Genomic DNA, 15,849 nt, shown 5'->3' with positions numbered 1-15,849 from the left:
TCTCGTTAGTGACCATTACATCATCCAGATTAGGAAATGGGTGGGGTTGTCAAATTAAGTGTGTAAGTTGCGATCACACACTCAGATGTATTTGAGAACTCTTTCCTTTAACCGGTCATCAATTAATAGCTGGTTCATGGCTAGTGACCAGTTTTGGATATGCCCGCCTTCCCATTTTTTCTCTAATTCTTTTACACGAAGATAAAGAACTTTAAAGAGAGCATTTTCATTGGGGAATGCTCCTTTTTTCGTAACTTTTCTAAAACTGGAATGGATGCTTTCCACTGCGTTAGTCGTGTACATTATTTTTCGAACAGCACTTCCATAGTCATATAATTGCTCAACGTGCTCAAAGTTACGTACCCAGACATCTATTGCACCAGGATAAGTAGACCACTGTTGTTTAAAAGCTTCTAGAGCACTTTGACAGGCCTTTAAACTTTGGGCTCCATATACCTTCCTTAAAGACGCAGTAAAGGCTTTATAGTCCTTGCTTGGAACGTACTTAATAGAATTCCGGATTAAATGCACAATGCATCGTTGGACAATTACATTAGGGAAAATAGAACGAGCTCCTTCTTCTAAACCAGATACCCCATCCATGGAAATAAAGAAAATATCCTCGACACCTCTTGCCTTAATTTCATCAAATATTTGCATCCATTTATGCTTGCTTTCTGTTTCATTAAGCCATAAACCAAGAATGTCCTTATTACCTTCCATTGTATAACCTAAAATGGTGTAGACCGCATACTTCTTGGTTTCATATTGATTTCGAACAGTTGTGTACATACAGTCTACAAAAACAAATGGATAACAGTTATTTAATGGGCGACTTTGCCACTCTTCAAGTTCAGGCAGCACTGTATCTGTGATATCAGAAACCATTTCATGGGATACAGAAAAGCCATAAATGTCCTCAATTGTAGATGAAATATCTCGTTGTGACATTCCTCTTGCATACATTGCAATCACTTTATCCTCAATCTCCGAAACATCTTTCTTACGTTTTGGAATAATTTTGGGTTCAAAAGATCCATCTCGATCACGAGGTACTTCAATTTCCACCTCTCCAGCACTGGTTTTCAGTAATTTTCTCCCATAACCATTGCGTCTATTTGTCGTTTCTTTTTCGCCCTTATCATTTGAGTCGTAGCCTAGGTGATGATTCATTTCACCTTTTAACATTGCCTCAAACATTGGACCAAAAATATCTTTAAGTGCATTCTGCATGTCTTGTACGGATTCTGGTTGATATTGTTCAATAATTCTATTAGCTAATTCCACTGTATTTGGATCACGCTTAGATTTTACCATTATAAACAACTCTCCCAATTCAATTCATATATTTATAGTTTACCAATAAAAAAACTAAACTGCGAAGTAAGAGCCGTACGCTCTCTTACTTACACAGTTTAGTTTACACTCCCAAATGGGTTATCAATTTCGTATCAAGCCAAAATAACGCCCGAAATACTATCTCCCATCCACAACTTCTTTTAGAATTTCATAGGAACGTTTTTGTTTCTCCTCATCATAAATATATGAAATCGCCATAAGTTCATCGACAGCAAACTGTTCTTGAAAGTCTATTAATTGCTCACGAATACTCTCTTTACTACCCATCAAAACAGCACTTGTCATTGATTTTACCATTTCTTTCTCCATTGGATTCCAATAGTCATCCATATTTTCAATCGGAGGGCTCAAAGGCATGGTAGAGCTTCGTACAACATTCAAGAAAAACAGGTCTAATGATGACGCTAATAATTTTGCTTCTTCATCCGTTTCAGCGGCAACCACATTTAAACATACCATCATATACGGTTTATCGAGATATTCTGAAGGCTGGAATTTTTCCCGATAAATAGAAATGGCGGCACCCATCTGCTGTGGAGCAAAATGAGAAGCAAACACATAGGGTAACCCCAATTTGGCAGCCAAATAGGCAGAATCGGTAGAAGAGCCTAAGATGTATATCGGAACGCGAGTGCCAACACCAGGATGTGCTTTTACATAGCTTTGCACTTCTTCAGGTCCGAAATAGGTTAGCAGTGATTGAACGTCATCAGGGAAGGTATAAACAGATTCATGTCCTCTAGACCTTCTTAATGCATTGGATGTCAGTTGATCCGTACCGGGAGCCCGGCCAAGTCCTAGTTCGACTCGATTAGGATAAATCGTTGCCATCGTACCAAATTGCTCTGCTACAACTAGTGGAGCATGATTTGGCAGCATGATTCCTCCAGACCCAACGGGAATGTTTTCTGTTTGTTCTAATGTATGTTTTATTAAAAGGGCGGTTGCAGAACTAACGAGTGTTGGAGCGTTATGATGCTCCGCAATCCAATATCTGCGATACCCCATTTTTTCAGTGGCACGGGCAAGTTCAACCATTGAATCAATGGCTTGTTTTGCATTTTGACCTTTGCGAATAGGAACAAGGTTCAAGACGGAAACCGGAATATTTACATTAGTCACGGGAATACTTCCTTTCATGGTGTTATCGTATGTAATAGTAACAATAAGTAAAGGGATAAAAAACTTTTATGCTTGTAGATCATTTTATTATTATATGATTATTGGGCCAAACTAATGAAAATGTAAGGCACAAATGCCATTTATCTGAGTTAATTAACTATTATTTGAAACATAATCTATGTTGCATAACCAAAAATATTATGCTACTATATGTGTAACCGGTTACACAAAAGAGGTGAATCGATGGTAACAATCCGCGATGTCGCACAAAAAGCTGGAGTTTCAGTGGCGACCGTTTCAAGAGTTTTGAATAATAAAGGCTATACACATGAAGATACCCGAAAGCTAGTAAATGATGCCATAAAAGAATTAGATTACAAACCAAATGAAGTGGCAAGATCCCTTTTTAAAAAAAAGTCACGATTAATAGGATTATTACTGCCTGATATCCGTAATCCCTTCTTTCCCGAATTAGCTCGCGGAGTTGAGGATGAAATGCAGGCACAAGGTATCCATTTAATTATTGGAAATGCTGATGAAAAACCTGAAAAAGAAATAGAATACATTCAAACATTTAAACAAAATAATGTCATAGGAATTATTTCTGCAACGAATCAAGCTGAGACTAAGCTTTATGAGAACTTATCTATTCCCGTAGTTTTTCTTGATCGAACAACTAACAGTCATCCTTCCGTGTTTTCGGATGGATTAGAGGGAGGAAAAAAAGCAGCACATGAAATGATCAGAAGGGGAAGCAAACGCATAGTTTTACTAAGAGGACCTATTGAGTTAAGGACCGCACAGGATCGATTCAAAGGTGCAGTAGACGAGCTTTGTGATGCTAATGTGGACTTTCATGTAATTCCGTCATCATTTAGTTTTCAGGATGCCGAGAAAATGGCTAAAACATTATTTGAGAAATTTCCTGAAACAGATGGAATCATTGCCAGCAACGACCTCAGTGCAGCAGCCATATTACATGAGGCGCTGCGAATAGGGAAATCAATACCTGCTGACTTACAAATTATTGGGTACGACGATATCCCGCTAAGTAAGCTGCTTTTTCCGTCGCTATCTACCATTAGACAGCCTGCCTATGATATGGGAAGAGAAGCTGCGAAGCTACTAATGAAAACAATTAACAATGAACCATTAGTGCAAAAGAATATTCAAATGCCTGTTACATTTGTTGAAAGGCAAACGACAAGAAAGGTTGAGAAAAATGGCTAATATAACGATTATTGGAAGTTCTTCTATGGATTTAGTTGTAACCGCTTCAAAAAGACCAAATAAAGGGGAAACAATTTTAGGAGAGAGTTTTAAGACTGTTCCCGGCGGCAAAGGTGCAAACCAGGCTGTTGCTGCCGCCAGGCTTGGGGCTAATGTCCATATGGTTGGATGCGTAGGTGGAGATGGATTTGGTGAAGAGATCATAAAGAATTTTAATGCAAACCGTGTTTTTACAGATTATGTGGAACCGGTTACACACACAGAAACGGGTACTGCACATATTACCCTTGCAGAAGGGGATAACAGCATTATCGTGGTGAAGGGTGCAAATAATTATGTCACTCCCGATTATGTAAAAAAAGCGCTGGAAGTAATTTGTAAATCAGATATTGTCTTGATCCAGCAAGAAATTCCAGAAGAAACAGTAGAATATGTAGCAGAAATTTGCTTTGCAAACGATGTGCCGTTATTGCTAAATCCAGCACCAGCCAGACCAATTAGTAAGACGGTAATTGAAAGGGCTGCTTTTATAACACCAAATGAATGGGAGGCTTCCGTTCTTTTTAATAACAAAGATATTCATGAGGCTTTAAAGGAGTATCCGAATAAATTGTTGGTCACTGAAGGTAAAAACGGAGTCCGTTATTATGATGGTGAGATTGAGGTGCTTGTCCCTTCTTATGCTGTTGAGGCGGTTGATACAACAGGTGCAGGAGATACCTTTAATGCGGCATTTGCTGTTGCAATTGCTGAAGGAAAAAGTATGAAAGACAGTATCCGCTTTGCGAATCGCGCAGCATCATTGTCTGTTACAAAATTTGGTGCACAGGGCGGCATGCCAACAAGAGAAGAAGTAGAAGGGTGTTTATAAAATGAAACGTTATGGGATTTTGAACAGTCATATTTCAAAAGTATTAGCTGATTTGGGTCATACAGACTTTATTGTGATTGCAGATGCTGGTCTGCCTATTCCAGAAGGTGTGAATAAAATTGATTTAGCCGTCAAAACAGGCATGCCCTCATTCAAGGATGTAGTAAATGCTGTTGAAGAGGATATGGTAATTGAAAAAGTAATGATTGCCTCTGAGATAGAAGAAGGAAATCCTGAGCATGCGAAATATTTAAGAGAAAAATTTGCAGATAAAACAATCGAGCAAGTTTCCCATGAGGAGTTTAAGCAATTAACAAAACAAGCAAAAGCAGTCATTCGTACAGGTGAAATTACACCATACGCAAACTGTATTTTACAATCAGGAGTATTCTTCTAATAGATGAGGTGATAAACATGCGAATTACGATGGAAAACATCTATAAAGCATTTGGAACCAATCAAGTATTAACAGGTGTGGATTTTGATTTAATGGATGGAGAAGTACACGCACTTATGGGGGAAAACGGTGCAGGAAAATCAACGATGATGAACGTACTTACGGGACTGCATTCTCGTGATAAAGGAACGATCACAATTGACGGGAAGGAAACCTATTTTAAGAATCCCAAGGAAGCGGAGCAATACGGAATAACCTTTATACACCAGGAATTGAATATTTGGCCTGATATGACGGTTCTTGAGAATTTATTTATTGGTAAAGAACTGAAAAACTCATTCGGGCTGTTAAAAACAAATGAAATGAAAGCGCTGGCAAAAAAACAATTTGATCGATTAGCGGTATCGATTCCGTTAGATAAAGAAGCGGGAAGCTGCTCTGTAGGGGAACAGCAGATGATTGAGATTGCAAAGGCCTTAATGACTGAAGCAAAAGTAATAATCATGGATGAACCGACAGCTGCATTAACCGAAAGAGAAATCAGTAAGCTGTTTGATGTCATCTCCTCATTAAAAAAGGCAGGCGTATCCATTGTCTATATTTCTCATCGAATGGAAGAGATTTTTGCAATCTGTGACCGAATAACCGTTATGCGTGATGGAAAAACCGTTGACACTAAGAAGATTCCGGAAACGAATTTTGATGAGGTCGTTAGGAAAATGGTGGGTCGGGAATTAACTGATCGATATCCTCAACGAAATCCAAACCTAGGTGAAACCGTTCTTCAAGTAAAGGGTTTAACTAAAAACGGACAATTTAAGGGTGTGAGTTTTTCAGTTCGAGAGGGCGAAATAGTCGGGGTTTCAGGATTGATGGGAGCCGGTAGAACTGAAATCATGAGAGCAATATTTGGTCTTGATGCGATGGATGAGGGTGAAATTTGGTTAAACGGTGAGAAGGTATCGATTAAATCACCGGAGCAGGCTGTTAAGTCAGGAATCGGATTCATAACGGAGGATCGAAAAGATGAGGGGTTAATACTCGATTTCTCTATAAGAGACAATATGGTATTGCCAACCCTTTCTAGTTTCGCCCCAAAAGGAATTATTAATGAAAAAAGTGAAGCTGACTTTGTCAATTTGCTGATCAAACGCCTGACTGTAAAAACAGAGTCTCCAGATATTGCAGTTGGTAAGCTTTCGGGAGGAAATCAGCAAAAAGTAGTTATTGCCAAGTGGGTTGGAATCGGGCCGAAATTACTTATTTTAGATGAACCAACCAGAGGTGTAGATGTTGGAGCGAAGAGAGAAATTTATCAGCTGATGAATGAATTAACCGATCGGGGTGTAGCCATTATTATGGTATCCTCAGAACTACCTGAGATCCTTGGAATGAGTGATCGAATCCTCGTGGTTCATGAAGGAAAAATAAGTGGTGAGTTAATGAAAAAAGATGCGACCCAAGAAAAAATTATGACATTGGCAACAGGAGGTCTGTAAGATGAATTCCATTAATGTTAGTAAAAAACCTGGTAAATCAAATATGATGAGTGCAATTACCCAAAAGTTAGGACCATTGCTAGGCTTGATCATATTAATTGTAATTGTTTCTATATTAAATCCTAGCTTTCTAGAACCTTTAAATATATTAAATTTATTGCGACAGGTTGCGATTAATGCGCTTATTGCTTTTGGTATGACATTTGTTATTTTAACAGGTGGAATTGATTTGTCTGTTGGAGCAATTCTTGCTTTATCTAGTGCTTTAACAGCAGGAATGATTGTATCTGGTTTAGACCCAATGTTTGCTATCATCATAGGTTGTATTCTTGGTGGATTGATGGGTATGGTAAACGGCCTGTTCATTACAAAGGGGAAAATGGCTCCATTTATTGCTACACTTGCAACAATGACAATTTTTAGAGGTCTGACACTTGTTTATACTGGCGGGAACCCGATTACTGGTCTTGGTGATAATTATCTGTTTCAATTATTTGGCCGTGGATACTTTTTAGGAATACCTGTACCAGCTATTACAATGATCATCACATTCGTTGTATTATTCATTATTCTTCATAAGACTCCATTTGGACGAAAAACATATGCGATTGGTGGTAACGAAAAAGCAGCACTTATCTCAGGAATTAAGGTACCAAATGTAAAAATTATGATTTATAGTCTTTCAGGTATGCTTGCCGCTTTAGCGGGAGCGATTTTAACCTCTCGATTAAATTCAGCGCAACCTACTGCGGGTACTTCCTATGAGCTTGATGCGATTGCAGCAGTAGTATTAGGCGGTACAAGCTTATCAGGCGGTAAAGGTAGAATCTTTGGAACGCTGATTGGTGCTTTAATTATCGGAACCCTAAACAATGGTTTGAATCTACTTGGAGTATCATCATTCTATCAAATGGTCGTTAAGGGTATCGTTATATTAATTGCTGTATTACTTGATCGTAAGAAGTAGCATAAGGAGAGATTATGATGAAAAAATTATTAGCTTTATGTCTATCACTAACGCTTTTGCTTCTAAGTGCTTGTTCAATGGAACCTCCTGGGTGGGCAAAACCGGATAAAAAAGAAAGTATTAAGGATATAAAAATAGGCTTATCTGTTTCTACATTAAATAATCCATTTTTTGTTTCCTTAAGAGATGGTGTGGTTAAAGAGGTAGAGGCTCTGGGGATGGAAGTTATTATCGTAGATGCTCAAAATGATTCAGCAAAACAAGTCAATGATGTGGAGGATTTAATTCAACAGGGTGTTGATGCTCTGCTCATTAATCCAACCGACTCCGCTGCGATTTCAACAGCCGTTCAATCTGCTAATAATATTGGCATACCAGTTGTAACGCTAGACCGTTCCGCGGATAAAGGGAAGGTGGAAGCATTAGTAGCTTCAGATAATATTAAAGGTGGAGAAATGGCAGCTAATTATATTGTTGAAAAGCTTGGTGAAAATACACAAGTTGCAGAATTAGAGGGAGTTCCAGGAGCTTCGGCCACAAGAGAAAGAGGTCAAGGATTCCATAACGTAGCAGATCAAAAATTAAATGTAACAGCAAAACAAGCTGCTGATTTCGATCGTACGAAAGGCTTAACCGTTATGGAGAATCTTTTACAGGCAAATCCCGATATCAAAGCTGTATTTGCTCATAATGATGAAATGGCATTGGGGGCCATTGAGGCAATTAATAGTTCTGGCAAAGACATTATGGTCATTGGATTTGACGGGAATGACGACGCGCTAAATGCTATTAAATCAGGTAACATGGAAGCGACGGTAGCCCAACAACCAGAGTTAATCGGCAAGCTTGCTGTAGATGCTGCAAGAGATGTATTACAAGGTAAAGAGGTAGAGAAAAATATAGCAGCTCCTTTAAAACTTGTAACAAAAGAAAAGTAAGAAAGCATAATGCTTAGGTCTGACCACTGTTGAAATCTTATCAGGGTCAGACCTTTTTGTATCTCAAGCACTCTCCACCCTTTTGCATTATTTTTCTGATATACTAAAGTTCGGTAAGAATATCTAATATAAAACCTATGTATATAGTTATATCTTGCAAATATAAATGGATAGGTGGAAGAAATAAAATGGAACAAAAGCCTTATAGAGTATTGTTGTATTATATGTATGTACCAATAGAAAACCCCGAGGAGTTTACACAGGAGCATAAAAACCTTTGCCAAGAGCTTGGATTAAAAGGGAGAATTATCATTGCTTTAGAAGGGATTAATGGAACAGTTTCCGGAACAGTTGAGCAAACGGACCGCTACATGGAGACAATGAGGCAGGACCCTCGTTTTGCCGAAATGATTTTTAAAATTGATCAAGCAGACGAACATGCTTTTCCTAAAATGAAGGTTCGTCTTCGGGAGGAACTGGTTACCCTTCGTTTAGAGGATGATGTAAATCCAAATGAACTGACAGGTAAACATTTGAGCCCTAAGGAATTTTTCGAAAGTATAAATGATGAAGACACCGTGATCCTTGATGCAAGGAATGATTATGAATATGATTTGGGGCATTTTAGAGGCGCTATCAGACCTGACGTTCAAAATTTCCGTGATCTGCCCGAATGGGTTCGTGAAAATAAAGAGTTGTTAGAGGATAAAAAAATAGTTACGTATTGTACAGGGGGAATTCGCTGTGAAAAATTCTCCGGCTGGCTATTGAAAGAAGGCTTCAAGGAGGTTTCCCAACTGGGCGGTGGAATTGTCACATACGGTAAGGATCCTGAGGTTCAAGGCGAGCTGTGGGACGGACAGCTTTATGTGTTTGATGATAGAATTGGAGTACCAGTTAATCAAAAAGAACATGTTGTCGTCGGACGTGATTACTTTACAGGGGAACCTTGTGAGCGGTATGTAAACTGTGCAAATCCAGAATGTAACAAAAAAATCCTCTGCTCTGAGGAAAATGAGCATAAATATATGCGCAGCTGCTCTTCAGAATGCCGCACGCATCCACGCAATCGATATATTGCAGAACATGGCTTGACAGAGCAAGAGGTAGAGGAAAGACTGCTAGTCATGGCAGAATAGTAGTTGAGAAGGAAGGAGGGTACTGTCTCATAAAGGCACTACACTCCTTTTTCTATAAATTCCCTGGTGAGCCGTTCACGATCTCGTTTTTCTTAGGCTTAGTCCTAATCTTACTTAGCATTTATATGATCAATCGAAAAGGAACGCAAAAAATAGACAGAACCATTGCAGAGGAACTAGAACATGTGGAAAATTATTAGTAGGGCTTCCATGTTAAACATCTAATGATGGTATCGTCAAAGCGTGTGGATTTTCAATACACAAGTAAGGGAGGAAGTAAGATGAAGCAAACTGTAGAGCAACAAGCAGAATTACAAAAGAAGCTTGTCTCATATCGTAGAGATTTGCATGAGCATCCGGAGTTATCAATGAAGGAATACGAAACAACAAAACAAATTCGCAGGTGGCTTGAGGAAGCAGGTATTACTGTTTTGGAATATGATCTACCGGTTGGAGTAGTGGCTGAGATTAAAGGCAGCCGGCCCGGACCTACGATTGCTTTAAGAGCCGATATTGATGCCCTGCCAATAAAAGAAGAAACAGCATTACCGTTTTCTTCAAGAAATGAGGGCGTTATGCATGCGTGCGGTCATGACTTCCATACCGCTGGCATAATGGGTGCAGCCATTCTTCTGCAGGAACGTCGTAATGAGTTAAAAGGGAATGTTCGGATCCTTTTTCAGCCTGCTGAGGAGACTTCACAAGGTGCCGTACTAGTAGAAAAAGCAGGTGTATTGGACGGAGTAGAAGCTATTTTTGGTATGCATAATAAGCCTGATTTACCAGTAGGGACAATTGGAGTACGTGAGGGAGCTTTAATGGCAAGTGTGGATCGATTTGAAATTGAGATTTGCGGGGTTGGCGGTCATGCTGGTATTCCGAACAATGCAATTGACCCGATTGTTGTTACAGGTCAGATGATTTCAGCACTGCAAGGAATCGTCAGCCGCAACCTTAGTTCATTTCATAATGCAGTCATCAGTATAACACAGGTACACTCAGGAAATACGTGGAATGTCATTCCTGAAAAAGCTGAGATGGAAGGGACTGTTCGAACGTTTCAAAATGAAGCACGTGAAATCATTCCAGATTTAATGAAGAGAACTGTAGAAGGAATTGCAAGTGCATATGGAGCAAAGGTTGATTTTCGCTGGTACCCATACATACCTGTTGTAGACAACTCTCCTCTTTTTACAAAAGTCGCTGCAGAAACTGCTCGTGACCTTGGCTATGAGGTCGTGACGGCAGCTCAAAGTCAGGCTGGGGAAGATTTTGCTTATTATCAAACCATGCTCCCAGGCTTTTTTGTCTGGATGGGTGTTGATGGTCCAAAAGAATGGCATCACCCTTCATTTACATTAAAGGAAGAGGCCCTTTTGGTTGCAGCCCAATACTTTGCAAAACTTTCTATTAATGTACTTAATCAATGGAAATAATGTTCAACACTAGCGAACAGCAGATTGTTCGCTAGTTTTTTATCATATAAGAGATCTTTTCCTACAATTGATCAAGTAGATTATCATTTTCAGGCTCGTTGGTAAAGGTAAGGACCTCTTCAACAGGCTGATAGGATTCACCATAAAATTGCTGATCCTTATAGGTATGTATTAGATCATAGGTTTTTTTCATTGCCTCATAAATCATTTCCTCCGATTCGTTATTTGGTGCCCAATAAAGGATTTCCATTGTATTCATTTCCTTGGTAGCCAAAGATCTCCGTGTATAGCCAATGGATTGAGCATGCTCGAAGCCTTCACGTTTATAAAAATGCAGCCTTTTTTCAGTGTCGCTATCTTCATAATTAATCGGTTCAACCTCAAGGATGATTGGTTTTCCCTTTTGCTTTAGCTTTTCTAACAGTTGATGACCAAGTCTTTGTCCACGGGCTTTACTTGAAACAAGCAGATAATCAATAAAAATAAAGTTGTCCAGCTCAGCATACATCAAAATATGGTTTGGCCCTTCATCCTTATGATAGATTTCCGATCGTTCCTTCAGCAAGGTTTCCATATGTTCCTTTGATTTCATTTCCACAACAGGGAAATATTGATTTAGTTTTTCATACCAATGCATAACATTCGTCTCCTTGAGTATTTTTCTATGTACATAGATCTCACGATAAAAGTTGTAATGATGGAAGTATTTGTTTTTTATTCTGTTTTTATGCGGTAGGTACTTTAAACATTCAGTATAAGTATAGATTCGTATTTTTACAAAAAACACCAAATCTCACTGATATTTCTACCAAATTTCGTACTTTTCACACAATTCCCTGGTAGCATTATTAATGTGAAAATAATTAGGGGGCAGGGGAAATGAAAAAAGTATTAATCATGTTTTTATCATTACTACTCATCTTTGTCTTTGCAGGCTGTAATACAAATAATCAACAATCAAAAACGGAAGAAAAGGGGAAGGATACTGCAGCTACGGAAAAAACAGCAACGGAGACAGCGACTACAGCAGAAACTAAGCATGAACACGCCAATAATCCTGAGGAACCAACAACAGAGGATCTTTGCTATTTCTGTAACATGAAAATCTACACAAAAGATGAAGAAATGGGCGTGTTTACGGCGCAAGCAATAAAAAGGGACGGTACACATGTGTATTTTGATGATTCCGGCTGCTTATTAAACGCACAGAGAAAATTTAATGAAGAGTATGTAAAGGAATGGGTCCGTGATTTTAACACAACTGAGTGGATTGAAGCGGACAGCGCAGTAGTGGTAAAGGCTGAAGTTCAAACACCAATGAAGTATGGGTATGCTTTCTTTAAAGATGAGAAAAGCGCAAAGCCCTATCTTGATGATCCTGCATTAAATGCAGAAGTGTCAAGCTGGGATCCAATCGATCAAGAAGCTGAAATACGCTACCAGAAAAAAATGCAAAAAGAAGCAGAGTTGAAATCAAGTGGAACAATGGAAAATCAAGATAATATGAACATGTAATGAGTAAAAAAGGCTGACCTACCGTCAGCCTTAATTGCTATTGAATATATTTCATCGATGGACCTTCATCAGATAAACCATGTACATCCACTATTTGTGGATGATCCATTTCATCGAGAGGGAAAACGGTGGCTGTTTGGTTATTGGAATGTATTTCTTTAATATATACCGGTATTCCTCTAAAGCTCACATTAACCATTTCAATTGAATTGATAATTTCCATTGCCCGTTGAATATTCATATCATTCTCTCCTTAAAAGTATTCAACGTATTTTTTGCATGCTTTAATTGAAATATACTTGTACCCTCCTTATATTGAAGTGGCTTTTCCTTGGTCAGGCCATCTTTCATTTAATGCGGCTATAAACGCCTTCACATTCGTTCGTTCCTCCATGATGGGGGAGGAGACATATGATAAGGTTCGGGAAAATGAATGATTTTGTATTGGTATAATGGAAAGAATTCGATGCTGTACATCTCTTTCAATAACACTTCGGGATAAAAGGGAAAGCCCCATTCCGTGTATCAGCATTTCTTTAATCCCCTGACTGCTGCTGATTGAAAGAAGTGACTTCACCTTCAATCCATTAGAACGAATGACATGGTTAAAATATTCACGTGTACCTGATCCCACTTCTCTAACAACCCATTCTTGATTTTGTAGATCAGCCATTGTTACATCCTTTTTACGGGTAAGTTCATGATGATTGGAAGAGACAATCGTTAACTCATCTTTCATAAACGGATGGACGGAAAGCTCCTTTTCATTTGTATGACCTTCAATTAGACCGATATCTACTTGGAACAAACGGACATATTGAACAATTTCCTCCGTATTTCCAATTGTAACCTGGAGATCAAGCTCTGGATATTTCCTCTGCAAATCGTACAATAAAGACGGCAGAATGTACTCGCCGATTGTAAAACTGGCACCTATCTTTAATTCTCCCTTAATCGAGTTTTGATGTTCGAGAATATCCTGTTTTGTCTGTTCATAAATGGTAATCATTCGCTTTGCACGATCATATAGAAGTTCGCCTGTTGGGGTGATTTTTAGAATTTTAGGGGAACGAATAAATAATTTTGTTCGAAACTCCTTTTCTAAATTTTTAATATGTAAACTAACACTAGGCTGTGACATTCGAAGAGTCTCGGCTGTTTTTGTAAAATTTTTCACTTCAACAAGCGTAACAAACGTTTTTAATTCATCATAATTCAAAAGGATTCCACCTTTTTATTATTAGTAATACTAATAGTTATAATAATTAATATTTATTTTACTAATTCTCAATCTTTTGGTAAAGTTTCATATAGAAACTCATTTATAAATTATTTATTTTTATAGGTTTAGGAAAATTTATAACTCCTTTTTATTTCATTAAAAACCTACTTGATTTATAGGAATAATAGATATAAGATGGATGTAAGAAAAAAATATTAATTTTTAGAATTAGTCGTTATATTGACATAAGTCGTTATAATAAAAAAGATGTACGATTAGTTTAATTATTATGTGAGGTGGATAACGTTGCAACTTCAGGTATTGAACAGTCCGTTTAATCAGGAGCAGGCAGAGCTCCTTAACCGTTTGCTGCCAAGCTTGACGGAATCTCAAAAGGTATGGCTGAGCGGTTTTCTAGCTGCAACCCAGGCACAAGCGCAATCAGGGTCACAGGCTGCTGCTGCATTAGAAACATTGGAAGCTCCAGTTTCACAGTTTAATGCAGTGAATGGTGGGAGAACAGTTACGAAAGAAGTAACGATTCTTTTCGGCTCTCAATCAGGTAATGCAAAGGGATTAGCTGATAAAGCAAGAAAGACGCTTGAGGGGCAGGATTTTAAAGTAACTCTTTCGTCGATGAGTGATTTCAAACCAAATAATTTGAAAAAGGTTGACAACCTGCTGATTATTGTGAGTACACATGGAGAAGGAGATCCGCCAGATAATGCGATATCTTTCCATGAGTTCCTGAATGGAAAGCGTGCTCCAAAGCTTGAAGGTCTAAACTATTCTGTATTGGCACTTGGAGATAGCTCGTATGAGTTTTTCTGTCAAACAGGTAAGGAATTTGATCAGCGTTTGGAAGAGCTTGGAGGGGTAAGACTTTATCCGCGTTTTGACTGCGACGTTGACTATGATGAGCCTGCAGCAGAGTGGCTCGATGGTGTTCTTAATAGCTTAAATGAAGCACAAGGGGGAAATGCTGCACCTGCATTCTCTGCTCAAGTAAATCAAGCTGTTAAATCAGAGTATTCTAGAACAAATCCGTTTAGAGCAGAAGTACTTGAAAACCTTAACTTGAACGGACGCGGCTCTAATAAAGAAACACGTCATCTTGAGTTATCCTTAGAAGGATCAGGGCTGACATTTGAACCAGGTGATACATTAGGTATTTATCCTGAAAATGATCAAGAGCTTGTTAACTTACTTATAGAAGAACTAAAGTTGAATCCGGAAGAAAACGTAACGGTTAATAAGCAAGGGGAAATTCGTTCTCTTAAGGAAGCATTAACTTCTTATTTTGAATTAACTGTTTTAACAAAGCCTCTTCTTGAAAAAGCATTAGAGATAACAAACAATGAGAAATTACGCGAGCTTCTTTCATCAGGTGACGTAAAAGAATATCTAAACGGCCGTGATCTGCTTGATTTAGTACGTGATTTTGGTCCATGGAATGTATCTGCGCAAGAGTTTGTATCTATTTTACGAAAATTACCTGCACGTTTATATTCTATCGCAAGTAGCTATGCTGCAAACCCAGAAGAAGTTCACTTAACCATCGGTGCTGTCCGTTACGAAGCGCATGGCCGTGAGCGTAAAGGTGTTTGTTCCATCCTATGTGCAGAGCGTCTGGAGCCTGGCGATACGCTTCCGATTTATATTCAAAAGAATGATAACTTTAAGCTTCCTCAAAACCCGGAAACACCTATTATTATGGTCGGACCTGGTACAGGTGTAGCTCCTTTCCGCTCATTTATGCAGGAGCGTGAAGAAATCGGTGCAGAAGGAAAGTCATGGATGTTCTTTGGAGATCAGCATTTTGTAACAGATTTCCTTTATCAGACAGAATGGCAAAAATGGCTTAAAGATGGTGTGCTGACTAAAATGGATGTTGCGTTTTCACGTGACACGGAAGAAAAGGTTTATGTACAACACCGCATGCTTGAAAACAGTAAAGAATTATTCCAGTGGCTTGAAGAAGGAGCTGCATTCTATATTTGCGGCGACGAGAAAAACATGGCACATGATGTTCATCAGACGCTAATCGAGATTATTGAAAAAGAAGGCGCTATGAGCCGTGAAAAAGCAGAAGAGTATCTTGCCAACATGCAGCAGCAAAAACGCTACCAGCGAGACGTATATTGATTTTGGATT

At 38.6% G+C, this 15,849-nt stretch carries 15 protein-coding genes; 10 read left to right on the top strand and 5 right to left on the bottom strand.

The genetic code is table 11. The features are described from left to right. Positions 1–81: 81 nt before the first annotated feature. Both ACHUFV_RS14235 and ACHUFV_RS14230 read right to left on the bottom strand, forming a co-directional pair. On the bottom strand, positions 82–1,317 hold the full coding sequence (locus ACHUFV_RS14235; RefSeq protein ID WP_394235224.1) for an IS256 family transposase: 1,236 nt from the start codon (positions 1,315–1,317) through the stop codon (positions 82–84). Positions 1,318–1,476: 159 nt separating this feature from the next. Then, positions 1,477–2,481 carry an LLM class flavin-dependent oxidoreductase gene (locus tag ACHUFV_RS14230; RefSeq protein ID WP_394235222.1) on the bottom strand — a complete coding sequence of 335 codons (1,005 nt, stop codon included), beginning with the start codon at positions 2,479–2,481 and terminating at the stop codon, positions 1,477–1,479. 243 nt (positions 2,482–2,724) lie between these two features. Here ACHUFV_RS14230 and ACHUFV_RS14225 point away from each other — a divergent pair, with 243 nt between their 5' ends. The 8 genes from ACHUFV_RS14225 to ACHUFV_RS14190 all read left to right on the top strand — a co-directional run bounded on the left by ACHUFV_RS14225 (position 2,725) and on the right by ACHUFV_RS14190 (position 10,958). Further along, complete coding sequence (locus ACHUFV_RS14225) at positions 2,725–3,711, top strand: LacI family DNA-binding transcriptional regulator (RefSeq protein ID WP_394235220.1); 987 nt, start codon at positions 2,725–2,727, stop codon at positions 3,709–3,711. Beyond that, on the top strand, positions 3,704–4,582 hold the full coding sequence (gene rbsK / locus ACHUFV_RS14220) for a ribokinase (protein WP_394235218.1): 879 nt from the start codon (positions 3,704–3,706) through the stop codon (positions 4,580–4,582). Before ACHUFV_RS14225 ends, rbsK begins: the two co-directional genes overlap by 8 nt. A gap of 1 nt (position 4,583) precedes the next feature. Beyond that, positions 4,584–4,979, top strand: coding sequence for a D-ribose pyranase (rbsD, locus tag ACHUFV_RS14215; protein ID WP_394235216.1), 396 nt, complete (start codon positions 4,584–4,586; stop codon positions 4,977–4,979). Positions 4,980–4,996: 17 nt separating this feature from the next. Beyond that, positions 4,997–6,478 carry a sugar ABC transporter ATP-binding protein gene (locus ACHUFV_RS14210; protein ID WP_394235215.1) on the top strand — a complete coding sequence of 494 codons (1,482 nt, stop codon included), beginning with the start codon at positions 4,997–4,999 and terminating at the stop codon, positions 6,476–6,478. 1 nt (position 6,479) lies between these two features. Then, a complete protein-coding gene (gene rbsC / locus ACHUFV_RS14205; RefSeq protein ID WP_394235213.1) occupies positions 6,480–7,445 on the top strand; it encodes a ribose ABC transporter permease RbsC in 966 nt (321 codons plus the stop codon). 17 nt (positions 7,446–7,462) lie between these two features. Further along, positions 7,463–8,383: a ribose ABC transporter substrate-binding protein RbsB gene (gene rbsB, locus ACHUFV_RS14200; RefSeq protein ID WP_394235211.1), complete on the top strand. Its 921-nt coding sequence runs from the start codon at positions 7,463–7,465 to the stop codon at positions 8,381–8,383. Positions 8,384–8,571: 188 nt separating this feature from the next. After that, a complete protein-coding gene (gene trhO / locus ACHUFV_RS14195; RefSeq protein WP_394235209.1) occupies positions 8,572–9,522 on the top strand; it encodes an oxygen-dependent tRNA uridine(34) hydroxylase TrhO in 951 nt (316 codons plus the stop codon). A 281-nt stretch (positions 9,523–9,803) separates the two neighbouring features. Then, a complete protein-coding gene (locus ACHUFV_RS14190) occupies positions 9,804–10,958 on the top strand; it encodes a M20 peptidase aminoacylase family protein (RefSeq protein ID WP_394235207.1) in 1,155 nt (384 codons plus the stop codon). Positions 10,959–11,019: 61 nt separating this feature from the next. Here the strand turns inward: ACHUFV_RS14190 and ACHUFV_RS14185 are convergent, their stop codons facing one another. Next, positions 11,020–11,595 (bottom strand): GNAT family N-acetyltransferase, encoded by a 576-nt coding sequence (locus tag ACHUFV_RS14185; protein ID WP_394235205.1) that lies wholly within the window; start codon positions 11,593–11,595, stop codon positions 11,020–11,022. Between the two features lie 242 nt (positions 11,596–11,837). On the opposite strand from ACHUFV_RS14185, the gene ACHUFV_RS14180 reads away from it, so the two are divergent. After that, positions 11,838–12,473, top strand: a complete 636-nt coding sequence (locus ACHUFV_RS14180) for a nitrous oxide reductase accessory protein NosL (protein ID WP_394235203.1) — start codon at positions 11,838–11,840, stop codon at positions 12,471–12,473. Between the two features lie 37 nt (positions 12,474–12,510). Here ACHUFV_RS14180 and ACHUFV_RS14175 read toward each other — a convergent pair whose 3' ends face one another. After that, positions 12,511–12,714, bottom strand: coding sequence for an H-type small acid-soluble spore protein (locus tag ACHUFV_RS14175; RefSeq protein WP_394235202.1), 204 nt, complete (start codon positions 12,712–12,714; stop codon positions 12,511–12,513). Between the two features lie 69 nt (positions 12,715–12,783). Further along, positions 12,784–13,692 carry a LysR family transcriptional regulator gene (locus ACHUFV_RS14170; protein ID WP_394235200.1) on the bottom strand — a complete coding sequence of 303 codons (909 nt, stop codon included), beginning with the start codon at positions 13,690–13,692 and terminating at the stop codon, positions 12,784–12,786. A gap of 309 nt (positions 13,693–14,001) precedes the next feature. On the opposite strand from ACHUFV_RS14170, the gene ACHUFV_RS14165 reads away from it, so the two are divergent. Beyond that, positions 14,002–15,840 (top strand): assimilatory sulfite reductase (NADPH) flavoprotein subunit, encoded by a 1,839-nt coding sequence (locus tag ACHUFV_RS14165; protein ID WP_394235198.1) that lies wholly within the window; start codon positions 14,002–14,004, stop codon positions 15,838–15,840. Positions 15,841–15,849 lie beyond the last annotated feature (9 nt).

Origin of the sequence: Niallia oryzisoli (genome assembly GCF_043641075.1) — a bacterium.
Classification (GTDB): domain Bacteria; phylum Bacillota; class Bacilli; order Bacillales; family Cytobacillaceae; genus Bacillus_BD; species Bacillus_BD oryzisoli_A.
This window is presented reverse-complemented; position numbering and strand designations above follow the sequence as displayed.